Source organism: Massilia sp. IC2-476 (genome assembly GCF_020707295.1).
Classification (GTDB): domain Bacteria; phylum Pseudomonadota; class Gammaproteobacteria; order Burkholderiales; family Burkholderiaceae_D; genus Telluria.
This window is the reverse complement of record NZ_JAJFER010000001.1, coordinates 1,045,667-1,070,147: the sequence shown is the minus strand read 5'-3', so window position 1 is coordinate 1,070,147 and position 24,481 is coordinate 1,045,667. Positions and strand designations below refer to the sequence as shown.

Sequence of the window (24,481 nt, the reverse complement as noted above, 5' to 3'; positions counted from 1 at the left end):
CTGAGCGCCGCGAAAAAATCCTGTGCAAACAGTTCCAGCTGGTGCCCGTCGATCTTGGAGGAGCTCATGTCGTGCTGCGGTTTCGAATTCCTGATCTGGGCGCTGACGTCGCTCAGCCACCTCTGTAGACGTGGGGCGAAATAACGCGCATTTCGGATTCTATCCAATTTTCGACCTCTTGCATCATGCTGTCGGGGGTGTGGTTTTCTGGCGAGATCGGTTTGCCGATCGAGACCGTCACCAGGCCGGGGCGCTTGATGAAGGAATTCTTTGGCCAGCACTCACCTGAATTATGCGCGATCGGCACGACTACGGTTTGGGTTTCGACAGCCAGGCGCGTACCGCCGCTCTTGTACTTGCCCGCCTGGCCCACCGGGATGCGCGTCCCTTCCGGGAACATGATAATCCATTGGCCGTCCGCCAGGCGACGCTTGCCGTGCCGGACCACGTGGGCAAAGGCGTTCTTGCCTTGGCTGCGGTCGATCGGGATCATGCGCAGCAGGCCCATGGCCCAGCCGAAGAAGGGGATGTAGAGGATTTCCTTCTTGAAGACGAAGACCAGTGGCCGGGTCAGGTTCGGCAGCAGGAAGATGGTCTCCCACGCCGACTGGTGCTTGGACAGCACGACGGCCGGCGCGTCCGGCAGGTTCTCGTAGCCCTTGAACTGGTAGCGGATCCCGCAGATCACCTTGGCGCACCAGATGATGAAGACGTTCCAGCGCGAGGTCACCCAGAAGCGCTTGTTGTAGGGCAGGGGCGCGGCCAGGAAGCACACGCAGGCCCACACGACGGTGGAGGCGATCATCACGATCGTGAAGAGCAGGGAACGCAGGAACAGGGTGAAGTTACGCAAAGGGGCTCCGGACAGTTCTGGTTTTGGATGTCGTCTTGTCTACTCAGGCCGCTGTGCCGCGGTCTTGAGGAAGGCATTCACCATCGACGCGAGATCGGGGAATACCTGGGTGCCCGGCGGCAGGCCGCCGGTCTGCTGCGTCTTCTCGCCCTTCCCGGTCAGGACCAGGTAGGGCACGCAGCCCATGATGAAGCCGGCCTGCAGGTCGCGCAGCGAGTCGCCCACGGTGGGTACGCCCTTGAGGCTCAGCTTGAAGCGCTTGCTGATCTCTTCGAACATGCCGGCCTTGGGCTTGCGGCAGTCGCAGTTGTCGATCGCCGCATGCGGGCAGAAGAAGATGGCGTCGATGTCGGCGCCGACCAGCTGGGCGCTGGCGTGCAGTTTCTGGTGGATCGCGTTCAGGGTCGTGATGTCGAACAGTTCGCGCGCGATGCCCGACTGGTTCGACGCGATCACGACCCGGTAGCCCGCCTGGTTCAGGCGGGCGATCGCTTCCAGCGAGCCGGGGATGGGAATCCACTCCGCCGGCGACTTGATGAAGTCCGGCGAATCGTGGTTAATGACCCCATCCCGGTCGAGGATGATGAGTTTCATGAGACGACCTTAATGCTTTATGCGGCGAGCTTGGAAATATCCGCGACGCGGTTCATCATGCCGTGCAGCTGCGACAGGAGCGCCAGGCGGTTGTTGCGCAGGTTGACGTCCTCGGCCATCACCATCACGTCGTTGAAGAAGGCGTCGACCTCGTCCTTCATCAGCGCCAGGGTCTTCAGCGCCCCGGTGAAGTCGCTCTTCTCAAAAGCGCTGGTGACGTCGCCCGCAAGGGAAGTCATCCTGGCGGCCAGGGCGGCTTCGGCCGGCTCGACCAGCAGCTCCTGCTTGACCGCGGCGTCCTGCGGCATCGCTTCCTCGTTCTTCTTGAGGATGTTGGTGATGCGCTTGTTGGCGGCGGCCAGCGAGCTCGATTCCGGCAGCGCGGCAAAGGCCTGCACCGCTTCCAGGCGCTGGACGACGTCGTCCACGCGGTCCGGGTTCTGGGCCAGCACGGCCTCGACTTCGTTCGGCGAGAAGCCGCGCTCGCGCAGCATGCCGCGCAGGCGGTCGAGCATGAAGTCCTTCACCTCGGCAGTCGGGTCCTTGAACGCGGCCTGGCCTGCAAACACGGCGCTCGCATCGCCCAGCAGCTCCGACAGCAACAGCGGCAGGCGCTTCTCGACCAGCATGCGCATCACGCCCAGGGCGTGGCGGCGCAGCGCGAACGGATCCTTCTCGCCGGTCGGCTGCAGGCCGATGGCCCAGATGCCGACCAGGGTTTCCAGCTTGTCGGCCAGCGCCACCGCCAGGCCCGTGTTGGTCGAGGGCAGGGCGTCGCCGGCGAAGCGCGGCTGGTAGTGCTCGGAGGCGGCCTTGGCGACTTCCTCGTGCTCGCCGTCGTGGCGCGCGTAGTAGGTGCCCATGATGCCTTGCAGTTCCGGGAACTCGCCCACCATGTCGGTCAGCAGGTCGGCCTTGGACAGGCGCGCGCCGCGTTCGGCCAGCGCCACGTCGAAGCCGAGGCGCTTGGCGATGCTGGTCGCCAGTTTGGTCACACGCTCCGAACGCTCGGCCTGGGTGCCCAGCTTGTTGTGGTAGACCACGTTCGACAGCTGCGGCAGGCGCGATTCCAGGGTCTTCTTCTTGTCCTGCTCGAAGAAGAACTTGGCGTCCGACAGGCGCGGGCGCACGACGCGCTCGTTGCCGCCGATGATGGCCGATGGATCGCTTGTCTCCAGGTTCGACACGATCAGGAAGCGCGAGCGCAGCTTGCCGGAGGCGTCGGTCAGCGCGAAGTACTTTTGATTGGTCTGCATCGTCAGGATCAGGCATTCCTGCGGCACCGACAGGAATTCCTCTTCGAAGCGGCATTCATACACCACCGGCCATTCGACCAGCGCCGCCACTTCGTCGAGCAGCGACTCCGGCATCAGGACCTGGTCGGCACCGGCTTTCTCGAGCAGCTGCTTGCGGATGCTTTCCTTGCGCGCTTCGGCGGAGGACAAGACCTTGCCTTCGCTTTCGAGCACGGCAGCGTAGTTGTCCGCGTGCGGCACGGTGATTTCGCCGCCGTGCGACAGGAAGCGGTGGCCCATGGTCTGGCGCCCGGCGTCCAGTCCCAGCAGCGACAGCGGCAGCACCTGTTCGCCGTGCAGGGCAAGCAGCAGGTGCACCGGGCGCACGAACTGCACGGTGGCGCCGTCCGGGCGCTGGTAGCTCATCACCTTCGGGATCGGCAGCTTGGCGACGGTGTCCTGCAGGACGTCCTGCAGGGCGCCGGCCAGCTGGCTGCCGCTGGCGGTGTAGGTGTAGAAGAAGGATTCGGCCTTGCCGTCCTGGGCGCGTTCGAGCTCGCTGATCTTCAGGTCAGGAAAGCCCAAGGCGGCCAGCTTCTTGGCGAGCGGCGCGCTCGGGTTGCCGTCCTTGTCCAGCGCAACCGACACCGGCAGCACCTTTTCGCGGATCGGCTTGTCGGGCGAGGTGCCGCGCACATTGGTGATGGTGACGGCCAGGCGGCGCGGGGTAGCGTGGGCGGTGGCGACACTGTCGCCTTCGAGGAAGTCACGCGCCTTGAGGCCGTTGGCGATGCCGTTCGCGAATGCGGCGCCGAGTTTCACGAGCGCTTTCGGCGGCAGTTCTTCGGTCTGGATTTCGACGAGGAGAGTCTGATTCATGGTCTTGTTCTGTTCTTATTAGGCGGCAGCTTTCGCAGCACCCGGCAGCATCGGGAAGCCCAGCTTCTCGCGCGAATCGTAATAGGCCTGGGCCACCAGGCGCGACAGCGTGCGCACGCGGCCGATGTAGGCAGCGCGTTCGGTGACCGAGATGGCGCCGCGCGCGTCCAGCATGTTGAAGCTGTGCGAAGCCTTCATGATCTGTTCGTAGGCCGGCAGCGTCAGCTGCAGCTCGACGAGGCGCTTGGCTTCGGCTTCGTGGTTCGAGAAAGCCTGGAACAGCAGCTCGGTGTTCGCGTGCTCGAAGTTATAGGTCGACTGCTCGACTTCGTTCTGGTGGAAGACGTCGCCATACGACAGGGTCTTCTTCACGCCGTTTTCTTCCCACTCGGTCCACACCAGGTCGTACACGTTCTCGACACCCTGCAGGTACATGGCCAGGCGCTCGATGCCGTAGGTGATCTCGCCCAGCACCGGCTTGCAATCGAGGCCGCCGACCTGCTGGAAGTAGGTGAACTGGGTGACTTCCATGCCGTTCAGCCAGACTTCCCAGCCCAGGCCCCAGGCGCCCAGGGTCGGGCTTTCCCAGTCGTCCTCGACGAAGCGCACGTCGTTCTTCTTCAGGTCCAGGCCCAGCGCTTCGAGCGAGCCGAGGTAGAGGTCGAGGATGTTTTCCGGCGCAGGTTTCAGCACCACCTGGTACTGGTAGTAGTGCTGCAGGCGGTTCGGGTTCTCGCCGTAGCGGCCATCCTTCGGACGGCGCGATGGCTGCACATAGGCCGCGCGCCAGGGCTCCGGCCCGATCGCACGCAGGAAGGTGCCGGTGTGGAAGGTGCCCGCGCCGACTTCCATGTCGTAGGGCTGCAGCAGTGCGCAACCCTGCTTGTCCCAGTAGGTCTGCAGGGTGAGAATGATTTGTTGGAATGTGAGCATCGGATGTGGGGCGCCGCGGTGTTCATGCCGCGGTCACGGTAAATTTGCCAAATAACCAATTCTACTGAATTTTCACGCCTCTCTGGGGGCGATTCGACTCAGCCGTACGGAATCGGCGAATTATTTGTAGGGTGGTCGGGTTCCCCGACCGCGCGTTCAACTATCAGATGCGTTGCCACTGAGCGCCCGTTAGCTGGACGCGCGATCGGCAGAGCCGACCACCCTACGACGACCAGCAAACCATGCGGCTGCCAGCATGAGTGCACTGAGCGCAAGGAAGGCGAGGTTGCCGGCGCGGACATACGGCGTCAGTCCTTCGGTGCCGCGCACGGTCGCCGCCAGCACGCCGCGCTCGTAGAAAGGCAGCAGCTGCAGGACCTTGCCGCGGCCGTCGATCACGGCGGTCGCCCCGTTATTGGTCGAGCGCAGCATCGGGCGGCCGGTCTCGATCGCGCGCATCTGTGAGATCTGCAGGTGCTGCGGGATCGCTACCGATTCGCCGTACCAGGCCAGGTTCGACACGTTCAGCAGCAAGGTCGCCGGCTTCGGTGCATTGCGCAGCTGGGCCGCGATCTCTTCGCCGAAGGCGTCCTCGTAGCAGATGTTGGGCAGCACCAGCTGGTCCTTGATCGGGAAGGGCGCCTGCAGCGCTTCGCCGCGGGTCTGGTCGCCCAGCGGGATGTGCATCAGGTCGGTGAACCAGCGGAAGCCCGGCGGGATGAATTCGCCGAAGGGCACCAGGTGGTGCTTGTCGTAGCGGTAGGGCTGCAAGGTGCTGGAACTGCGCGGACCGAAGGCGATCACGCTGTTGCCGTACCTGGTCGGGCTGTCCATCGTCGGGATGCCGATCATCAGGTGGCTGCGCGTCTGCGCCGCGAAGGCCTGCAGGCTGCCCAGGTACTCGGGCGCCAGCTGTTGCGGCGTGACGGGAATCGCGGTCTCCGGCGTGGCGATCAGGTCGGCGGGTGCCGCCGTGATCATGCCCTGGTAGCGCGTGACGATGTCAGTCAGGTAGGCCATGTCGAACTTCTGGTCCTGCGCGACGTCGCCCTGCAGCAGGCGCACGCTGAGCGGCTGTCCGGTTTCCTGGGTCCAGGCGATGTGCTTCAGGCCGAAGCCCGCCGCCATCACGGCAGCGAACAGGCCGATGGCAGGCCAGCGCGCGCGTTGGGTGAGCATCACGAGGCAGCCGGCGCACAGGGCCGCCAGCACGCCCAGGCCGTACACGCCGACGATCGGCGCATAGCCGCCAAGCGGCGAGACGTTATGGGCATAACCCGATGCGGCCCAGGGGAAGCCGGTGAAGACCCAGCCGCGCATCCATTCCGACACGCCCCATACGGCGGGCAGCACCAGCAGGACGAAGGCGGACACCGGCAGCGACCACTTGCGGCGCAGCCAGCTGGCGACGCCGCCGGCAAAGGCGCCGAACAGGCCCATGTACAGGCCGAGCAGGGCGATCGCGATCGCACCGAGGATGGCGGGCAGGCCGCCGAAGCGGGTGATGGCGATGTACAGCCAGTGCATGCCGGCCACCGACCAGCCGAAGCCAAAGGCCCAGCCGAGCCACAGGCCGCGCCGGCTGGAGGTGCCCATGCCGACCTGGTAGAAGAAGTAGGCCAGGGCCAGGAACTGCAGCGGCCACCAGCCGAAGGGCTCGAAGGACAGCAGGGAGGTGCTGCCTGCGAGCGCCATCAACACCAGGGCCCTGAGGGAAGGCCTGGTGCCACGTAGTGCTGGGTCAGGGGCAGTCTTGGCTTGGTTCCGGCGGCGCAGCATCAGTCGTGGTCGGCTTCGTCCAGCGGCAGCTTCTCGACCAGCAGCACGTGGATCTGGCGCGCATCGGCGCGCAGCACTTCGAAGCGCAGGTTCTGCAGGTCGAACACTTCGCCCTTGTGCGGCATGCGTCCGAGGTGGCTGGCGACCAGGCCGCCAATGGTGTCGGCATCGATCTCGGGCAGGTCGGCGCCGATCTCTTCGTTGAACTGCTCGATCTCGGTCAGCGCCTTGACGCGCCAGCGCGGGCCCAGCTGGCCCTCCTTGATCGACAGGATGTTGTCTTCGTCCTCGTCGACGTCGTACTCGTCGTCGATGTCGCCGACGATCTGCTCGAGCACGTCCTCGATGGTGATCAGGCCGGCGACGCCGCTGTACTCGTCGACGACGATGGCCATGTGGTTGTGGTTGGCGCGGAAGTCGCGCAGCAGCACGTTCAGGCGCTTCGATTCGGGAATGAAGATCGCCGGGCGCAGCATCTTGCGCACGTCGAAGGAGTCCTCGGCGTAGTAGCGCAGCAGGTCCTTGGCCAGCAGGATGCCGACCACCTTGTCGCGCTCGCCCTCGATGGCGGGGAAGCGCGAGTGCTGGGTCTCGAGCACGATCGGCAGCCACTGCTCGATCGGGTCGGTAATGTCGATCACGTCCATTTGCGAACGCGGCACCATGATGTCGCGCACGGACAGGTCGGAGACCTGGAACACGCCCTCGATCATCGAGAGTGCGTCGGCGTCGATCAGGTTGCGCTCGTGGGCTTCGTGCAGGACTTCGAGGAGTTCTGCGCGGTTTTCAGGCTCGGGGGAGATGAGTGCGGTCAGCCGTTCGAACAGCGACCGGTGGTGGGGTTTGGCGTCCGATCGGACGTCACTGGGATACTCGGGCATAGTTGGCGTGAAGCCGTTGTTACGATGGGTATAGGATACACGAAAAGGGCAGATGGCCCAATTTTAGGTGCTGTTGCTGTAAAGAATGGGTTGTAGGGTGGGCGGCTACGCCGCCCACGCGGTGATAGTTAACAGCAAGATCATCGAGCACGATAGCGGAGCCGTCGGCGATCACCGCGTGGGCGGGAAGACCCGCCCACCCTACGGTCAATCAGCGTAGGGGTCGGGATAGCCGAGCACTTCCATGATGTCGCGCTCGAACTGCTCCATCTCTTCGGCTTCCTCATCGTGCTCGTGGTCGTAGCCCTGGGCGTGCAGCACGCCGTGCACCACCAGGTGGGCGGCGTGTTCCTCGACCGTCTTCTTCTGCTCCTCGGCTTCGCGCATCAGCACGTCGGTGCACAGCACGATGTCGGCCTGGGTCGGATCGTCCTCGCCCAGTTCCTCGCCTTCGTTGTAGGCGAAGGTCAGCACGTTGGTGGCGTAGTCCTTGCCGCGGTACTGGCGGTTCAGGGACTGGCCTTCTTCCGCGTCGACGAAGCGGATCGACAGTTCGGCCGGGCCGAGCAGGGCGGCTTCCACCCAGCGCTGCAGCATCGCTTCCGTCACTTCCTGTTCGAGGCGGGTGTCGGCGTACTGGACTTCGAGGTCGAGCTTATGTTTTTTTTCTTGCATTTTTCACAGGGGTCGGTTTGGGTAAGGCGGCCAGTTCCTCGATCGAGGAGTTCTTTTCGTAGGCATCGATGATGCGCGCCACCACCGGGTGGCGCACCACGTCCTCGCTCGCGAAATGGGTGAAGGCGATGCCGCGCACGTTCTTCAGCACGTGGATGGCGTCCACCAGGCCGGAGCGCTGCGACTTGTGCAGGTCGACCTGCGTTACGTCGCCGGTGATCACGGCCTTGCTGCCGAAGCCGATGCGGGTCAGGAACATCTTCATCTGCTCGACCGTCGTGTTCTGGGCTTCGTCCAGGATCACGAAGGCGTGGTTCAGCGTACGGCCGCGCATGTAGGCCAGCGGGGCGATCTCGATCACCTGTTTCTCGAACAGCTTCTGAGTGCGGTCGAAGCCGAGCAGGTCGTACAGCGCGTCGTACAGCGGGCGCAGGTAAGGATCGACCTTCTGGCTCAGATCGCCCGGCAGGAAGCCGAGGCGCTCGCCCGCTTCCACCGCGGGACGGGTCAGGATGATGCGCTTGACCGCGTCGCGTTCCAGTGCATCGACGGCGCAGGCGACGGCGAGGTAGGTCTTGCCGGTACCGGCCGGACCGACGCCGAAGCTGATGTCGTGCTCGAGCACGGCCTTCAGGTACTGGATCTGGTGCGGGGTGCGGCCGCGCAGGTCGCTGCGGCGGGTTTTCAGCGTCGGGCTGACCAGCTCGGACGGCGCTTCGTCGCCGGTTGCTTCGGCGCCGTCCTTCGCTTCCTTGTCCGCCGTTTCTGCAGGGGCGTCGGTTTCGCCGGGCACGCGCGGCTTCAGGCCGGAACGCTGTTCCACCAGGGCCAGCTGCACTTCCTCGATCGGGACGACCTTGTTGGCCACTGCGTAGAAGCGCTCCAGCAGTTCGACTGCGCGCTCGGCATTGCTGCCGCTGACGATGAATTTCTCGCCGCGGCGGAAGATGGTGACGTCAAGCGCGGCCGAGATCTGGCGCAGGTTCTCGTCCAGGGGACCGCACAGGTGGGCGAGCCGCGTGTTGTCGAGCGGCTCGGGGATGAAATACGAAGGCTGGGTAGGTGTGTTTTTCAACTGGCTTTGGCAATCGTGTCTAGGTTGGCGACGAGTTCGCCGCTGAGGAAGTAGTCGTGGCTGGTGACGATGCGCACGTCGACCAGTTGGCCGACCAGCTCGCTGCCATGGTCGGCGGGGAAATTCACCACGCGGTTGTTTTCGGTACGGCCCTGCATCTGCGCCGGGTCTCTCTTGGCCGGGCCCTCGACCAGCACGCGCTGGACGCTGCCCACCATTGCAGCACTATATTTGCGCGTATTTGCGTCAATCAAGGCCTGCAAACACTGCAGGCGCGCCAATTTCACCTCGTGCGGGGTATCGTCCTCGAGATTGGCGGCCGGCGTGCCCGGGCGCTTGCTGAAAATGAAGCTGAAACTGTTATCGAATCCGACGTCCTGCACCAGTTTCATCATGGCGTCGAAGTCGGCATCGGTTTCACCGGGGAAGCCGACGATGAAGTCGGACGAGAACGTCATCTCCGGGCGCACCGCGCGGATGCGGCGGATGATCGATTTGTATTCCAGGGCGGTATAGCCGCGCTTCATGGCGCCCAGCACGCGGTCGGACCCGTGCTGCACCGGCAGATAAATATGGTTCACCAGCTGCGGGATGCGGGCATAGGCGTCGATCAGGCGCTGGGTGAATTCCTTCGGGTGGCTGGTGACGTAGCGCAGGCGCTCGACGCCGGGGATCTCGGCGATGTATTCCAGCAGCAGGGCGAAGTCGGCGAACTCACCAGTCTCCATGGCGCCGCGGTAGGCATTCACGTTCTGGCCCAGCAGCATGATTTCCTTCACGCCCTGGGTGGCCAGGCCGGCGCATTCGGTCAGCACGTCGCCGAAGGGACGCGAGACTTCCTCGCCGCGGGTGTAAGGCACCACGCAATAGCTGCAGTACTTGCTGCAGCCTTCCATGATCGACACGTAGGCCACCGGACCTTCCACCTTGGCCGGGGGCAGGTGGTCGAACTTCTCGATTTCCGGGAAGCTGATGTCGACCTGTGCCGCGCCAGAGCTGCGCCGCTCGCGGATCAGCTGCGGTAGGCGGTGCAGGGTCTGCGGCCCGAACACCACGTCCACGTGCGGCGCACGCTTGACGATCGCTTGCCCTTCCTGCGAAGCCACGCAGCCGCCCACGCCGATCACCAGGTCCGGCTTGGCGCGCTTGAGCGCCTTGAAGCGGCCCAGGTCCGAGAACACTTTCTCTTGGGCTTTTTCGCGCACCGAGCAGGTGTTCAGCAGGATGACGTCGGCATCTTCGGGCGAGTCGGTACGGACCAGTCCTTCGGACGCGCCGAGGACATCGGCCATCTTGTCCGAATCGTATTCGTTCATCTGGCAGCCGAAGGTCTTGATGAATACTTTTTTCTGCATGGAGCGCTGTATTGAAAGGGGAGCTTGCTTGGGCAAAACAAGGTGGCCAGTTTACCGTAAATCGCCTGCGGTCCCCGCTTGGGACGCCGGCCCGGCGTATCCATCCCAGATTTCAATGCCATCCGGAATGGGTCGTTTCTTAACCTAAAGTAATTGCCAAGGTGCTCAGATTGTTAAATGATGACCCGCTACTGACCTGCCGAAACCGGTCAAAAATAGTCAAGCTGTTTACATGTATTTCTTCTTGTAAATCAATAGCTTCGAGTCAAATTCTGATTAGGAAAATTTATTAAAGAAATCTCTTGCGTGCGCCACAAATAATCCCCATGTGCTGAAATGCCTATGTGACAAGCTTTCCGCACGATAGCTTGATTTCAGACAATGAGTCACATGCGCCGCTCGGATGTACTGATGACGTATGAAGCTGATAATTTGTTTGAAAGACAAGTGCGCATGCGGAGGGGTACGCGGGGGCATGCAGTCCGGTACGGGCCCTTAAGGAGTTCTTCAGGCACAAGCTGTTTAATTTCTCAAGGGAAGCCCGGGAACTTATGTTGACGAAATGTAGTCTTTAACAAAAGTTCGTAAAGGAACTATTTTAACCAAACTGAAGAGGTAAACATCATGGCACAACAGCACCATGCTTTGTCTTCGCAAGAAAGCTACAACCCGAACCACCTGCTGGATATCCTGCTGGGCAAGATGCAGCTGAAGAACGATGCAGCGCTGTCGCGCATGCTCGAAGTCGCACCGCCGGTGATCAGCAAGATCCGTCACCACCGCCTGCCGGTCGGCGCTTCGCTGCTGATCCGCATGCACGAAGTGACCGGCATGAGCATCCGCGACCTGCGTGACCTGATGGGCGATCGCCGCACCAAGTACCGCCTGTCGGATGCCCAGGGCCGCCCGAAGCCAGAAGAGAAGGCAGCCCAGGCAGCCGCCGCAGCGGCAGCCCAGCAGCAACCGCAGCAACAGCAGCAGGGTAACGAAGCAAACCCGTCGACCGGCAATTATGCTCACTGATACCGTGGGCATGACGGCCGCGCCTGTCATGCCTTCGGTGCCAGCGGGCTGCGGCACCGCGCCCTGAGCGCTGTGCCGCGCCGGTTCGGCCGGCTTTTCCCGCATGCGCATCTTCTGCGCATGTCGTCGTTTCTCCTTCAGGCCATCAGGATGGCCGCAATCTCCTCGTACTGCAGCTCCGTTTCATGGAAGACCTGCAGCCACGCCTCTTCCGTCAGTCCCAGCGCCGTCCAGGCCACCGACGATATCCGCGGCACCAGCTCGTCCGGATTGCCGGCCAGGTCCAGCGCATGCACCACGCCGCTCGCCACGTGCACGATCGTGGCCAGGAAGCCGGCGCCCGGCTCCTCCGGCGCATGGTGGTAAGCGATTGCCTGGCGCATGGTGTCGGAAAAATTCCAGTGCGCGGCCAGCGCCACCCCGGCGTCGACATGGTCCACGCCCAGCAGGGCGCGCTCGGCATCGATCAATTCGCCATCGTTCTTGTCGCGCAGCGACAGCACCGCCTGGTAGCGCTCCGGGAAGCGCGCCACCAGCACCAGGCGCCCGATGTCGTGCAGCAGGCCGGCCGTGAACGCGTAGTCGGCATTGAAGCGCACCCGGCGCGCCAGTGCGCGGGCACAGGCGGCGCTCGCGATCGAATGGCGCCAGAAGGCCTTGTCGTTGAAGCCGGGGCAGCGCCCGGCCGGGAAGCAGCCGGTCAGTGCGGCGGCGGTGATCAGCTTGCGCGTGGCCTCGAAGCCGAGGAAGGTCATGGCCTGCTGGATCGTGGTCACCTTCACCTGCAAACCGTAGGCGGACGAGTTGGCCAGGCGCAGGGTCTTGGCCGTCAGCGCCGGATCGTTCGCGACCTTCTTCGCCAGCACGCCGATGTCGATGTCTTCCTGCTCGATCGAGCCGAGCAGTTCCATGACCACGGCCGGCAGCGAGGGCAGCTCGTCGACGCCGCCCAGCAGGTCGGCCTTGTCGATGGGAGCGTTCATGGCGTCACCTCGCGGCGCAGGCGGTAGTCCTCGACGTAGCGGCGCAGCAGCCCGGTGGCCCAGTCGGCATGGTCGTCGCGGTCGTTGCGGCGGAACAAATGGTCGAGCCTGGCCTGGATGGCTTCCGGCGCCGGCGCGCTGACCGGCACGGCGCGCGCGATCGGGGCTGCGGCGACGCCATGCCGGGCCAGCGATGCGATGGTCGCTTCACCCAGCGTCACGCCTTCGGCCAGCAGCACGTTCCCGTGCGCATCGAGCAGCGCATCGGCGAGCACCATGCCCGGATACAGGTGCGCCAGGGGCACCAGTTCGTAGCTATCGCTCATTTTCCCTCCAGTAAAAAACAGGGCGATCTTAACACCCGCCTGCCCGCGCGACCGGTGCTGCCGCAGGAACTGTGGCGATCCTGCAGCGCTTGCAGCAATTGTTGTACGCTTGCAATATGCGACCCGGTCGCCCTCATCACTAGAAAGGATTCCATGAAACTGTATGTCAGCCCGGGCGCCTGCTCGCTTGCCCCGCACATCGCCCTGATCGCCGCCGGCCTGCCATTCTCGATCGAACGCGTCAGCCTGAAGACCAAGGCGATCGCCAGCGGCGGCGACTTCCGCGCGATCAACGAGAAGGGTTCGGTGCCGGCCCTGCAGCTGGACAATGGCCAGGTGCTGACCGAAGCCGCGGTCCTGCTCCAGTACATCGCCGACCAGGCTCCGCAGGCGCAGCTGCTGCCCGGCTTCGGCAGCTTCGAGCGCTACCAGGTGCTGGAGTGGCTGAACTACATCGCGATGGAACTGCACAAGCGCTTCACGCCGATCTTCACCCCGGGCGTGACGGACGAGGGCCGCACGGCCGCCTGGGCGGCGCTGGCGCGTCCGCTGGGCTATGTTGCCGGCAAGCTGGACGGCGGCAAATTCCTCACCGGCAGCGGCTTCACCATCGCCGACGCCTACCTGTTCACCGTGCTGAACTGGGCCCTGTTCGCGAAATTCAGCCTGGACGACTGGCCGGCGCTGCAGGCCTACCAGGCCAGAGTCGGCGCGATCCCGGCGGTGCAGGAGGCAATGCGTGCCGAAGGCCTGGCCGGATGAATGCGCCACGCCATCGCTGACTTCCGGTAGCATCGGCGCATGAACAGTCACTGCTATGTCGCGCTCGTGCGCGGAATCAATGTTGGGCGCGCCAAGCGGATCGCCATGGCCGACCTGCGCCTGCTGGTCGAAGGTCTCGGCTTTACCGGCGTGCGCAGCCTGCTCAACAGCGGCAACCTGGTGTTCCGCGCCGCGGACTTCACGCCCTCGGCGGCCGCGCAGGCAATCGAGGAAGCGCTGGTACTGAAACTGGGCGTGGCGGCGCGTGTGTTCGTGCTCGATCACACGGAGTTGAGCGCCATTATCGAGAGCAATCCGCTGCTGGGCGTGGCCACGGACCACTCGCGCCTGTTCGCCTTTCTGCTGGGAGGCGCCGTCCAGCGCGACAAGCTGGCGGCGCTCGACGGACAGGACTGGGGCAGCGAACGCCTGGCAGTGGGCGAGCGCGCGGCCTATGTCTGGTGTCCAGAAGGGATATTGGATAGCGCGCCGGCTAAATCGCTCGGGAAACTTCTAGGAGACGGGACGACATCCCGGAACTGGAACACGATGCTCAAACTGCAGGCTTTGTGCGCCGAAGCATGAGCGCCGCTGCCGTACTGCTTTGCCACGGCCGGGCGCCCTGCCCGTCGCTTCGGCCGGGCAGGGCCCCGGCCGGTATTGTTTATTTCACTTGAACTTCTCGCTGCTGTCGCGGCCCGCCTTGTAGCCGATCAGGATCAGCCCCAGCAGCATCATCGCGAACACTTCCGGTTCGGGCAATTCCGACATGTTGGCCGGGGGCGTGACGACATCCTGGCGCTGGGTGACCGACAGGTTGCGCACGGGAGCCTGTACCCGCACGACGGCAGGGTTGGCGCTGCTGAGATCGATTACGGCGGCCTGCGCGGGACTGCCGAGGCAAATCGCCGCTGCTGCTGCCAGTGCATATCTTTTCATAGCCGTTCCTCTTGCTGTTGCTCTTGCCGAGACTTGCATCCAGCCCGTGCGGCCTCATATATAAAAGGTCGCAGGACGAAATGTGGTCGAATCAGCATATCAAAACCCGACGAATTGCTGCGCTCAATTGAATGGCTGAGTTGTTAAAAGAAGTCATCAGGATGCGGGCAGATGGGCTCATGTTGCGATCAGTCAAAGAATCTTTCAGTGTCGCGTATTAACCTCGTGCATTGCTGACATTATTGCAATCCGATGCATGAATTGCCATGCTGTTTTGGCAAAAAAATCGAATATATTTAAATGTTCGATAATTTTCGCTGATAATCTGCCAATTAAATCCCTTATTCCTTTTTCTACTATCGGCGCGATCGTCATTTTTTTCGACGCACGGTATACACGCCGGTTTTTTTTGAGGGTATAGTCTCCTTATCCCATTGCCTTCGGGCATCAAAACAATACCAAACGCACACGTTTGGAAACCCAAGCGGCCATCACGCGCCGCAGCCGATCCCGCGAGACCACGCCGGCACGGCACCCAGAAGTAGCGCTGTCCGACTCACTTAGCAAGAGATCAAACGATGCCCAATTTCGCCCAGATTCAGGTTGCTTTCAAGAACGCTTTTAAGAGTATCTACGTCCGCATCGCCCTGGCGACGCTGTTCGGCGTGATCGCAGCGGTGGCAATCTGGAAATCGAATGTCGCCCAGGACCCGAGTCCGGTCGTGCATTCGCAGAACATTGCCGAGATCACCCAACTGGCAGCCAGCAAGGATCGCCTGGACTACCTGGTGATCGCCAAGCCCCTGTCCGAATCGCCGCGCTACGTCTACAAGTTCAAGGACGCCGCCACCATCAACGTGGTGAAGGTGCCGAGCACCTCGCACCTGTCGCTCGAGCGCGAAGTGCTGCTGAAGAACGCGATCCCGTACTCGATCGCCAAGGACGAATTCCTGGCCAGCCACAAGGCCGTGATGGACGAGGGCGAATCCGCCCTCGAGAAGACCGGCACCTTCCTGAAGAACCACGGCCTGAACATCGCCATCGTGCTGCTGGTGCTCTACCTGCTGAAATTCGGCGTGCCGGGTATGAATGCCAGCGCCTCGCTCATTACCCCGGACAAGCTCAAGGGCAGCATGGACGACCTGATCGGCATGGAAGACATCAAGCAGGAAGTCCTGCACCTGGAAGACATGATCCGCAACCGCGACGAATACCAGTCGCACAACATCGACAAGCCGTTCAATGTGATGCTGACCGGTCCGGCCGGTACCGGCAAGACCAAGCTGGTGGGCTACCTGGCCAAGCGCCTGAACATGCCGCTGATCTCGGCCTCCGGCTCGGCGCTGGAATCGGGCTATGTCGGCGGCGGCTCCAAGGCCCTCAACGCCCTGTACCGCAAGGCTTGCGCCAAGGGTAAGTGCATCATCTTCCTGGATGAGGCCCAGAGCCTGTTCATGCCGCGCGGCCGCAGCGAAAAGAAGTGGGAAGACGACACCGCCAACACCCTGCTGGGCCTGCTGGACGGCGTGAAAAGCGACAAGGGCCAGGGCGTGATCTGGGTCGTGGCCTCGAACTTCGACGATTCGAGCACCGAGATGGACGAAGCGATGCTGCGCCGCTTCTCGGTCAAGATCAACTTCCGCCTGCCGAACAAGGGTGAGCGCAGGGAATTGCTGCGCAGCTTCCTGTCGCGCAAGAAAGAGGGCCTGGTGGACTGGAAGGACACCAACCTGGACCAGGTGGCGGAAATCACCCAGAACCTGAGCCCGGCGCTGCTGGAAACCGTGGTCGAGCGTGCATCGATGCTGTCGATCCAGGAAAAGACGATCATCAACACCAACCTGCTGTTCCGTGCCTACGAGCGCGCCACCATCGGCCTGACCGACCGCGCCACGACGCTTGAAAAAACCAAGCAGCGCGAGCGCATCGCCCTGCACGAGCTGGGTCACTTCTTCATGCAGATCGACCCCTACCTGCGCGCCGGCCTGAGCCTGGCCGAAGTGAAGGAAAAGTCGCACCTGCTGAAGATCAGCACCGAAGCGGTGTCGAAGATCGGCGCCCTGGGCTATGTGCTGCAGTCGGGTGAAGACATGTCGCTGCGCACGCTGGAAGAGCTGGAGCGCGACGTGATCGGCCTGTACGGCGGCGTGGCGGCGGAAGAGCTGTTCTACGGCCCGCGCGGCATCTCGGTGGGCAGCCAGAACGACATCGAGAAGATCACCAAGATGCTGAACCTGATGGTCAGCCGCCTGTCGATGTATTCGCGCTCGAAGCTGGACTACACCCAGCTGCAGAAGGACCTGGGCGGCGAGCACACGATGCGCCTGGTGGAAGAAAAGGCTGACGAGCTGTACAGCTACACCTTGAACGCGATCCGCGACTACAAGCTGGTGATCGAGTCGCTCAAGGACACGCTGATGGAAGAGTATGTGCTGTCGAAGGACGCCGTGTTCGCGCTGCTGGAAGAGCGCAGCGAGCTGATCCACTCGCAACTGCACGGCCGCCACGCCAACCTCAAGCTGTGCGTGGAAGAAGTCGCCGCTTAAGCTTTTACGTTTTTTCCTTGCTGTTCTTCAACCCGCCGTGCGCAAGCCGGCGGGTTTTTTTACGTCTATGGAGATAGCCAAAGATGTAGCACCACTAGCTTTAAAACCGTCATGTGCGCCACTGGCGCCCACGACTTCCGGCGAAGGCCGGAATCCAATTTCCTTTGCGGTCTACTACTGCTTGCGTGCACCGGTCAACATGATGCGACGAACTTGGGTCCCGGCCTGCGCCGGGACGACGTTGGAGAAGTTCCGGAAAATTGCAAGGCTGCGGACTTCGTTCAATGCGCCACTGCGTGTTCCTTCAGCGTCTCCACCACATGCCGCGTCATGCTTGCCGCCAGTTCCTGCTCCCCGACGAACACCTTGCCCCCGGTCTCCTGGCGCAGCAGCGCTGCTTCGCCCTCGTTATGGCTGCGCACGACGACCTGCACGGCCGGATTGAGCATGCGCGCGATCTCCACCATGCGGCGCACGTGGAAGGTGTCCGGCGTGGCGATCACCAGCAGGGCCGCATGCGTGATGTGGGCCTGGATCAGCACCGCCGGCTCGGCCGCGTTGCCCACCACCGCCGGTATGCCGTCGGCGCGCAGCTGTTCGACGATCTCGCGGTTCTGCTCCGCCACTACGAAGTGCACGCCACGCGCCGCCAGGTCGTCGGCAATGCGGCGGCCGACGCGCCCGAAGCCCACCAGCACCACCTGGCCGCTGAGCTTTTCGTGCGCGGTTTCCATCGGCAGTTCGGCCAGCGGGTCGGCCGGGCGCTCCAGCTTGCGCGCCAGCTCCGGCTTCGATTTCAGCCACTTTTCCAGTGGCGCGCCGAGGCTGAACATCAGCGGATTGACGGCGATCGAGATGATGGCGCCGGCCAGGATCAGGTTCTGGCCCAGGGCGGGGAGCAGTTCGAGCTGCATGCCCAGTGCCACCAGGATGAAGGAGAACTCGCCGATCTGAGCCAGGGAGGCCGACACCGTGATCGCGGTATTGATCGGGTAGCGCAGCGCCAGCACCAGCACGAAGGCGGCCAGCGACTTGCCGAACAGGATGATCGCCACCACCGCCAGCACCTGCAGCGGGTACTGGACCAGCACCATCGGGTCGAACAGCATGCCGACCGAGACGAAGAACAGTACCGAGAACGCGTCGCGCAGCGGCAGCGATTCTTCGGCGGCGCGGTGGCTCAGTTCGGACTCGCGCAGCACCATGCCGGCGAAGAAGGCGCCCAGCGCGAACGAGACGCCGAACAGGTGCGACGATGCATAGGCGATGCCGACCGCAGCGGCGATCACGGACAGGGTGAACAGCTCGCGCGAGTTGGTCTTGGCCACGCGCCACAGGAACCACGGGAAGAGCTTGCGGCCGACGATCAGCATGAAGGCGACGAAGGCGCCCACCTGCAGCAAGGTCTTGCCCAGCGCCGGCCACAGCTCGGCGCCGGCGTCCCCCTTGCCGCCCAAGGGACCGGCCAGCGCCGGCAGCATCACCAGCACCAGCACCATCACCAGGTCCTCGACCACCAGCCAGCCCACCGCGATGCGGCCGTTCATGGAATCGAGCACGCCGCGCGCCTCCAGCGCCCGCAGCAGTACCACGGTGCTGGCCACCGACAGCGCCAGGCCGAACACGAGGCCGGCGCCCAGGCTCCAGCCCCACCAGTGGGCCAGACCCATGCCCATCAGGGTCGCCACGGCGATCTGCAGCAGCGCGCCGGGCAGGGCGATCTTCTTCACGTCGAGCAGGTCGCCCAGCGAGAAGTGCAGGCCGACGCCGAACATCAGCAGCATCACACCGATTTCCGCCAATTGCGAAGCCAGCTGCACGTCGGCGACGAATCCCGGGGTGGCGGGGCCGATCAGGACACCGGCGGCGAGGTAGCCGACCAGCGCGGGCAGTTTCAGGCGGATGGCGAGCATGCCGAACAGGAGGCCGAAGCCGAGTGCGGCAGCGATGGTGGTGATCAGGCTGAGTTCATGGTGCATCCGTGCGGCCTCCGTGACAGGTTATTAACCCGTCGAGTATAAGCGACGCAGGCTGCATCATCGGCATTTTTATTGCCGACTGCCAGTAATTAAATGCAGATCACGGCACGGTCGCGAGCGATAGCAGCACGTTGTGCAAGGATGCGCGCACGCTCGCGTATTGCTCCGGACGCGCATGGCGGTCCAGCCGGAACAGCATCAGGCCCTGGATCTGGGCCGCGACCAGCACCGCGCGCTCCATCGCCGCCTCGTCGTCGATGGCCGGGTTCAGGCCGCGGATCAGGCCATACACGGCGCGCCGCTCGCGCGCCATCATCCGGGCCATCAGGTTCGACGCAAAGGGATGGCGCGAGGCCAGCGCCCAGATCTCGAAGAAGATCGCGTGCATGGTCGGATCGGTGATCTCGTCGAGGAACATGTCGACGGTGCTCAGGAAGCGCTCGACCTGCGGCCGCCCGGCCATCGCCACCGCGATGCGGTCCATCTTGGCCTGGAACTCGTCCATGATGGTGAGCAGCAGGGCTTCGAGCAGCTGCTCCTTGCTGCCGTAGTAGTGCTGCACGTTCGACAGGCTCATCCCGGCATCCTGGGCCACGCGCCGCATCGACAGTCCGGCATAGCCTTCGCTGGCCAGCAGCGCGCGCGCCGCCAGCAGGATGTCGCGCGCCCGTCCGAGTCCCTTTTCGGTGGTGGTCGAGGGCTTCCGGCGCAGGGTGGTATCGAGTATGAGCGTCATGGCGCGATTATCGCAGAGGCATACCATAAATAGTACGACTGACCTATAATTGACCAACTATAGGTCGCGCGACCTAATCGAACAAGAAAGAGGAGACGGGATGAACAAGGTATATGTGAGCGGCGTCGGGATGATCCCCTTCGCCAAGCCAGGCGCGAGCAGCCCCTACCACGAGATGGGCGCGCTGGCGGCGCGCGCCGCGCTGCAGGACGCGGGGATTGACTATGACCTGGTCGAACAGGCCTACGCCGGCTACGTCTACGGCGACTCCACCAGCGGCCAGAAGGCCCTGTATGCGGTCGGCATGACCGGCATCCCGATCGTCAACGTCAACAACAACTGCTCGACCGGCTCGACCGCGCTGTTCCTGGGCCGCCAGGCGATCGCCAGCGGCGCTGCCGACTGCGTGCTGGTGCTCGGCTTCGAGCAGATGAGCCCCGGCGCCCTCGGCTCGGTCTTCACCGACCGTCCGACCCCGTTCGACGCCTTCGACGAGGTCACCGACCGCCTGGTGGGCAAGCCCGAGATCCCGCTGGCGCTGCGCTACTTCGGCGGCGCCGGCCTCGCGCACATGGAAAAGTACGGCACGCCCCTGGAGGCCTTCGCCCGCATCCGCGCCAAGGCCAGCCGCCACGCCGTGAACAACCCGCTGGCCCTGTTCCGCAAGGAGGTGACAGCCCAGGACGTGCTCGACGCCCCCGCCATCTGGCCGGGCGTGATGACCCGCCTGATGGCCTGCCCGCCGACCTGCGGCGCAGCCGCGGCCCTGCTGGTGTCGGAAGCCTTCGCAGCAAGGCACGGCCTGCGCCGCGACGTCCACATCGCCGCCCAGGCAATGACCACCGACCGTCCCGATACCTTCGAGGCCGGCGACATGATGCGCCTGGTCGGCTACGACATGAGCCGCGCCGCCGCCCACAAGGTCTACGAGCAGTCGGGCCTGGGCCCGGAGGACCTCGACGTGGTCGAGCTGCACGACTGTTTCGCCCACAACGAACTGATCACCTACGAAGCCCTGGGCCTGTGCCCGGAGGGCGGCGCCGACAAGTTCATCCTTGATGGCGACAACACCTATGGCGGGCGGGTGGTCACCAATCCGTCCGGCGGCCTGCTCTCGAAGGGCCACCCGCTCGGGGCCACGGGCCTGGCCCAGTGCTACGAGCTGACCCACCAGCTGCGCGGCAGTGCCGAAGCGCGCCAGGTCGCGGGCGCGCGCGTGGCGCTGCAGCACAACCTGGGCCTGGGCGGCGCCTGCGTCGTCACCATGTACCGTAACGGCTGAGGGCGAGCACATGGACTTGACGACGTCTCCCTGGATGAACGAGGAGCTGAGCGCTTTCCGCGACGCCGTGCGCCGCTTCGTGGCGGGCGAGATCACGCCGCACCAGGACACCTGGCGGGAGCAGCAGCACGTCGATCGCGACCTGTGGCACAAGGCCGGCGAAATGGGCCTGCTGCTGGCCGACATCCCGGACGAATACGGCGGCGCCGGCGGCAGCTTCGCCCACATGGCGGTGGTATTCGAAGAGCTGTCCTATGGCGGCGACACCGCCTTCGGCATCCACGTGCACGCGATCGTCGCACACTACCTGCTGAACCAGGGCACCGAGGAGCAGAAGCGCACCTACCTGCCGAAACTGGCCAGCGGCGAGATGATCGCGGCGATCGCCATGAGCGAGCCGGGCGCCGGCTCCGACCTGAAGGGCATCCGTACCACGGCGGTGCGCGGTCCCGACGGCTACCGCGTGAGCGGCTCCAAGACCTTCATCTCGAACGGCTACATGGCCGACCTGATCCTGGTGGTGGCCAAGACCGCCCCCGCCGCCGGCGCCAAGGGCGTGTCGCTGCTGCTGCTCGAGACAAAGGAGAATCCGGGCTTTCGCGTCGGCCGCATCCTGGACAAGGTCGGGCAAAAGGGCCAGGACACCTGCGAGCTGTTCTTCGACGACGCCCACGTCCCGTTCGGGAACGTGCTGGGCGGAGAAGAGGGCAGGGGCTTTGCCCAGCTGATGACCGAGCTGCCCTACGAGCGCACCATCCTGGGCGTGTGCGGCGTGGCTGCCATCGAGCGCGCGCTGCAGCTGACGATCGAGCACACGCGCGAGCGCCGCGCCTTCGGCCAGGCCCTCATCGAGATGCAGAACACCCGCTTCGTGCTGGCCGAGATCAAGACCGAGGCGACGGTCGCGCGCATCTTCATCGACCGCTGCATCGAGGACATGCTGGCAGGGCGCATGGACACCGTGCGCGCCTCGATGGCCAAGTACTGGATTTCGGACCTGCAGTGCAAGGTGGTCGACCAGTGCCTGCAGCTGTTCGGCGGCTACGGCTACATGCTGGAATACCCGATCGCCCAGATGTACGTGGACGCCCGGGTGCAGCGCATCTATGGCGGCGCCAACGAGATCATGAAAGAGATCATCGCCCGTTCGCTCTGAAGGAGATCCGGAAATGACAGGACCATTGTCAGGAGTGCGGGTCGTCGAGATGGTCGGCATCGGGCCTTGCCCTTTTGCCGCGATGATGCTCGCCGATATGGGGGCGGAAGTGATCCGCATCGACCGCAAGGCCAAACCCGGCGAGGACAATCCCTACCCGGTGCTGGGCACGCGCCATGACGTGATGGCGCGCGGGCGGCGCTCGCTGGCGCTCGACCTCAAGAAGCCGGCCGGGCGTTCCACTGCCCTGCGCCTGATCGAACAGGCCGACGTGCTGCTCGAAGGCTTCCGCCCGGGCGTGATGGAGCGCCTCGGGCTGGGGCCGGACGACTGCCTGGAGCGCAACCCGAAGCTGGTCTACGGCCGTGTCACCGGCTGGGGCCAGACCGGGCCGCTGGCGCAGGCGGCCGGTCACGACATCAACTACGTCGCCCTGTCCGGCATGCTGCATGCGACGGGCCGCGCCGACAGCCCGCCCCCACCGCCCCTGAACCTGGTGGGCGACTTCGGCGGAGGCGGCATGATGCTGGCCTTCGGCGTGCTCTGCGCGGTGCTGGAAGCGCGCAGCTCCGGCCAGGGCCAGGTGGTGGACGCGGCCATGACGGACGGTGCGGCGCTGCTCGGCTCCATGATGTACGGCCTGCGCGGTTTCGGAGCCTGGAGCGGCAAGCGCGAAGGCAACCTGCTCGACGGCGGCGCGCCCTTCTACGACACCTATGCCTGCCAGGATGGCCAATTCATTTCGATCGGCGCCATCGAGCCGCAGTTCTTCGCCACTTTGCTCAAGCTCACCGGCCAGACCGACCCCGTGTTCACGAAACGCTGGAGCAAGTCGCACTGGCCCGAGCTGAAGGAGCGCTTCGCCGCGCTGTTCGCGACGCGCACGCGCGACGAATGGTGCCGCCTGCTGGAAGGCACCGAGGTCTGCTTCGCCCCGGTGCTCGACCTGGAAGAGGCGCCGCGCCACCCGCACAATGCGGCGCGCCGCACCTTTGTCGACATCGACGGCGTGACCCAGCCGGCGCCGGCGCCGCGCTTCAGCCGCAGTGTGCCCCGCACGCCCGCGGCGCCCTCCAGCGCCGGCGCGAACAGCGACGCCATCCTGGCCGATTGGGGCTTTACCCAGCAGTCAATCGAAGCGCTGAGAAAAGGCGAAGTCATTTAGCATGCGGGGTAGGGCGGGACTGCCCGCCGACCACCCCCGGGAGCCTATGACGAAGGAAGCCGAACTGCGGCGATCGAAACTGCTTGCACTCGCGTTTTTCGCGGGCGCGGTCTCGCTGTTCGTGCTGACCCTGTTCCTGCCCCAGAACTGGTGGAGCGGCCTGCTGCGCGCCTTTTCCGAAGCCGCGATGGTGGGCGCGCTGGCCGACTGGTTCGCCGTGGTGGCGCTGTTCCGGCGCGTGCCGATCCCGATCGTCTCGCGCCACACCGAGATCATCCCCAAGAACAAGGAGCGCATCGCCGACAACCTGGCGCGCTTCGTGCACGAGAAGTTCCTCGACACCGAGTCGATCGTGCGCCTGATCCAGCGCCACGACCCGATGCAGAAGGTGGCCGACTGGCTGGTCAAGCCCGCCAACACCGAGCTGCTCGGGCAGCACCTGGTGCGGGTGGGCGCCTGGCTGCTCGACTTCATCGAGGACGGCGCGGTGCAGGGCTTCATCCGGCGCGCCGTGCACGCGATGGTGAACAGCGTCGACCTGTCGAAGTCGGCCGGCACCATCCTCGAGAGCCTGACGCGCGACGGGCGCCACCAGGAGCTCCTGAATGAAGGCATCGTGCAGCTGGCGCGCCTGCTCGACAACGAGGACACCCAGGCCACCATCTCGCAGGGGATCGTCGACTGGCTCAAGGAAGACTATGCCTTCATCGAGCGCATGCTGCCTTCGGAGCTCATCGGCCGCAAGGGCGCCTACCTGGCGGTGCGGCTGGCTTCCGGTATCTTGAACAAGGTAGCGGCCGATCCCCGCCACCCGCTGCGCCAGCGCTTCGACGTGTTCACCCAGGAGTTCATCGAGCGCCTGAAGCTTGACCCGTCCTTTACCGTGAAGGCGGACGAGATCAAGGCCTACCTGCTGGGCGACGAAACCCTGAACGGCTACCTCGGCAGCCTGTGGACCGAACTGAAAACCTGGCTCAGGAACGACCTGCACAGCGAGGATTCCACCCTGCGCCGGCGCCTGGTGGCCACTGGAGCCTGGGTCGGCAAGGTGCTGGCCGAGGACCCGCAGCTGCGCGCGTCCCTGAGCGAGAGCCTGGAATCGGCCGCGCGCGGCGTGGCGCCCGAATTCGCCGGCTTCCTGACGCGCCACATCGCCGATACGGTGAAGCAGTGGGACGACCGCGAGATGTCGGAGCAGATCGAACTCAACATCGGCAAGGACTTGCAGTACATTCGCATCAACGGCACCATCGTCGGTGGCCTCATCGGCGTGACCCTGTACCTGCTGTCGCAGGCGCCCGCATTGTTCTGATCATCCAAGGAGG

The 24,481-nt window shown here is 64.3% G+C and carries 22 protein-coding genes; 8 read left to right on the top strand and 14 right to left on the bottom strand.

The window, feature by feature from the left end:
• Positions 1-112: 112 nt before the first annotated feature.
• The 9 genes from LK539_RS04800 to miaB all read right to left on the bottom strand — a co-directional run bounded on the left by LK539_RS04800 (position 113) and on the right by miaB (position 10,259).
• A complete protein-coding gene (locus tag LK539_RS04800; RefSeq protein ID WP_227799756.1) occupies positions 113-853 on the bottom strand; it encodes a 1-acyl-sn-glycerol-3-phosphate acyltransferase in 741 nt (246 codons plus the stop codon).
• Positions 854-892: 39 nt separating this feature from the next.
• Entirely contained in the window at positions 893-1,447 is a 555-nt protein-coding gene (gene gmhB, locus LK539_RS04795) for a D-glycero-beta-D-manno-heptose 1,7-bisphosphate 7-phosphatase (protein ID WP_227799755.1), read from the bottom strand.
• A 17-nt stretch (positions 1,448-1,464) separates the two neighbouring features.
• A complete protein-coding gene (glyS, locus tag LK539_RS04790) occupies positions 1,465-3,561 on the bottom strand; it encodes a glycine--tRNA ligase subunit beta (RefSeq protein ID WP_227799754.1) in 2,097 nt (698 codons plus the stop codon).
• Positions 3,562-3,579: 18 nt separating this feature from the next.
• Positions 3,580-4,494 (bottom strand): glycine--tRNA ligase subunit alpha, encoded by a 915-nt coding sequence (glyQ, locus tag LK539_RS04785; protein ID WP_227799753.1) that lies wholly within the window; start codon positions 4,492-4,494, stop codon positions 3,580-3,582.
• Between the two features lie 189 nt (positions 4,495-4,683).
• Entirely contained in the window at positions 4,684-6,189 is a 1,506-nt protein-coding gene (gene lnt, locus LK539_RS04780; RefSeq protein WP_307729081.1) for an apolipoprotein N-acyltransferase, read from the bottom strand.
• An 83-nt stretch (positions 6,190-6,272) separates the two neighbouring features.
• Positions 6,273-7,154 carry an HlyC/CorC family transporter gene (locus LK539_RS04775; RefSeq protein WP_227799751.1) on the bottom strand — a complete coding sequence of 294 codons (882 nt, stop codon included), beginning with the start codon at positions 7,152-7,154 and terminating at the stop codon, positions 6,273-6,275.
• Between the two features lie 207 nt (positions 7,155-7,361).
• Positions 7,362-7,829, bottom strand: a complete 468-nt coding sequence (ybeY, locus tag LK539_RS04770) for an rRNA maturation RNase YbeY (protein WP_227799750.1) — start codon at positions 7,827-7,829, stop codon at positions 7,362-7,364.
• Complete coding sequence (locus LK539_RS04765; RefSeq protein WP_227799749.1) at positions 7,810-8,904, bottom strand: PhoH family protein; 1,095 nt, start codon at positions 8,902-8,904, stop codon at positions 7,810-7,812. The genes ybeY and LK539_RS04765 overlap by 20 nt, the downstream gene beginning before the upstream one ends.
• Positions 8,901-10,259 carry a tRNA (N6-isopentenyl adenosine(37)-C2)-methylthiotransferase MiaB gene (miaB, locus tag LK539_RS04760; protein WP_227799748.1) on the bottom strand — a complete coding sequence of 453 codons (1,359 nt, stop codon included), beginning with the start codon at positions 10,257-10,259 and terminating at the stop codon, positions 8,901-8,903. The genes LK539_RS04765 and miaB overlap by 4 nt, the downstream gene beginning before the upstream one ends.
• Before the next feature lie 624 nt (positions 10,260-10,883).
• Here miaB and LK539_RS04755 point away from each other — a divergent pair.
• Entirely contained in the window at positions 10,884-11,282 is a 399-nt protein-coding gene (locus LK539_RS04755; RefSeq protein WP_227799747.1) for a hypothetical protein, read from the top strand.
• A 137-nt stretch (positions 11,283-11,419) separates the two neighbouring features.
• Here the strand turns inward: LK539_RS04755 and LK539_RS04750 are convergent, their stop codons facing one another.
• Positions 11,420-12,265, bottom strand: coding sequence for an HDOD domain-containing protein (locus LK539_RS04750; protein WP_227799746.1), 846 nt, complete (start codon positions 12,263-12,265; stop codon positions 11,420-11,422).
• Positions 12,262-12,591, bottom strand: a complete 330-nt coding sequence (locus LK539_RS04745; RefSeq protein WP_227799745.1) for a hypothetical protein — start codon at positions 12,589-12,591, stop codon at positions 12,262-12,264. The genes LK539_RS04750 and LK539_RS04745 overlap by 4 nt, the downstream gene beginning before the upstream one ends.
• 153 nt (positions 12,592-12,744) lie before the next feature.
• Here LK539_RS04745 and gstA point away from each other — a divergent pair, with 153 nt between their 5' ends.
• Both gstA and LK539_RS04735 read left to right on the top strand, forming a co-directional pair.
• On the top strand, positions 12,745-13,353 hold the full coding sequence (gstA, locus tag LK539_RS04740; RefSeq protein WP_227799744.1) for a glutathione transferase GstA: 609 nt from the start codon (positions 12,745-12,747) through the stop codon (positions 13,351-13,353).
• Between the two features lie 39 nt (positions 13,354-13,392).
• A complete protein-coding gene (locus LK539_RS04735; RefSeq protein ID WP_227799743.1) occupies positions 13,393-13,938 on the top strand; it encodes a DUF1697 domain-containing protein in 546 nt (181 codons plus the stop codon).
• Between the two features lie 84 nt (positions 13,939-14,022).
• Here the strand turns inward: LK539_RS04735 and LK539_RS04730 are convergent, their stop codons facing one another.
• On the bottom strand, positions 14,023-14,292 hold the full coding sequence (locus LK539_RS04730; RefSeq protein ID WP_227799742.1) for a hypothetical protein: 270 nt from the start codon (positions 14,290-14,292) through the stop codon (positions 14,023-14,025).
• Between the two features lie 578 nt (positions 14,293-14,870).
• Between LK539_RS04730 and LK539_RS04725 the strand changes: the two genes are divergently transcribed.
• Positions 14,871-16,838 carry an AAA family ATPase gene (locus LK539_RS04725; protein WP_227799741.1) on the top strand — a complete coding sequence of 656 codons (1,968 nt, stop codon included), beginning with the start codon at positions 14,871-14,873 and terminating at the stop codon, positions 16,836-16,838.
• Between the two features lie 281 nt (positions 16,839-17,119).
• Here LK539_RS04725 and ybaL read toward each other — a convergent pair whose 3' ends face one another.
• Together ybaL and LK539_RS04715 are read right to left on the bottom strand one after the other, a co-directional pair.
• Positions 17,120-18,817: a YbaL family putative K(+) efflux transporter gene (gene ybaL, locus LK539_RS04720; RefSeq protein WP_227799740.1), complete on the bottom strand. Its 1,698-nt coding sequence runs from the start codon at positions 18,815-18,817 to the stop codon at positions 17,120-17,122.
• A gap of 100 nt (positions 18,818-18,917) precedes the next feature.
• Positions 18,918-19,553, bottom strand: coding sequence for a TetR/AcrR family transcriptional regulator (locus LK539_RS04715; protein WP_227799739.1), 636 nt, complete (start codon positions 19,551-19,553; stop codon positions 18,918-18,920).
• A gap of 100 nt (positions 19,554-19,653) precedes the next feature.
• Here LK539_RS04715 and LK539_RS04710 point away from each other — a divergent pair, with 100 nt between their 5' ends.
• From LK539_RS04710 to LK539_RS04695, 4 genes are read left to right on the top strand one after another with little or no spacing between them, the layout of a single operon-like run.
• Positions 19,654-20,835, top strand: a complete 1,182-nt coding sequence (locus LK539_RS04710; RefSeq protein ID WP_227799738.1) for a lipid-transfer protein — start codon at positions 19,654-19,656, stop codon at positions 20,833-20,835.
• A 10-nt stretch (positions 20,836-20,845) separates the two neighbouring features.
• Positions 20,846-21,991, top strand: a complete 1,146-nt coding sequence (locus tag LK539_RS04705) for an acyl-CoA dehydrogenase family protein (protein WP_227799737.1) — start codon at positions 20,846-20,848, stop codon at positions 21,989-21,991.
• Between the two features lie 13 nt (positions 21,992-22,004).
• Entirely contained in the window at positions 22,005-23,156 is a 1,152-nt protein-coding gene (locus LK539_RS04700) for a CaiB/BaiF CoA-transferase family protein (protein ID WP_227799736.1), read from the top strand.
• A 46-nt stretch (positions 23,157-23,202) separates the two neighbouring features.
• Positions 23,203-24,468 (top strand): DUF445 domain-containing protein, encoded by a 1,266-nt coding sequence (locus tag LK539_RS04695; RefSeq protein WP_227799735.1) that lies wholly within the window; start codon positions 23,203-23,205, stop codon positions 24,466-24,468.
• Positions 24,469-24,481: the final 13 nt, after the last annotated feature.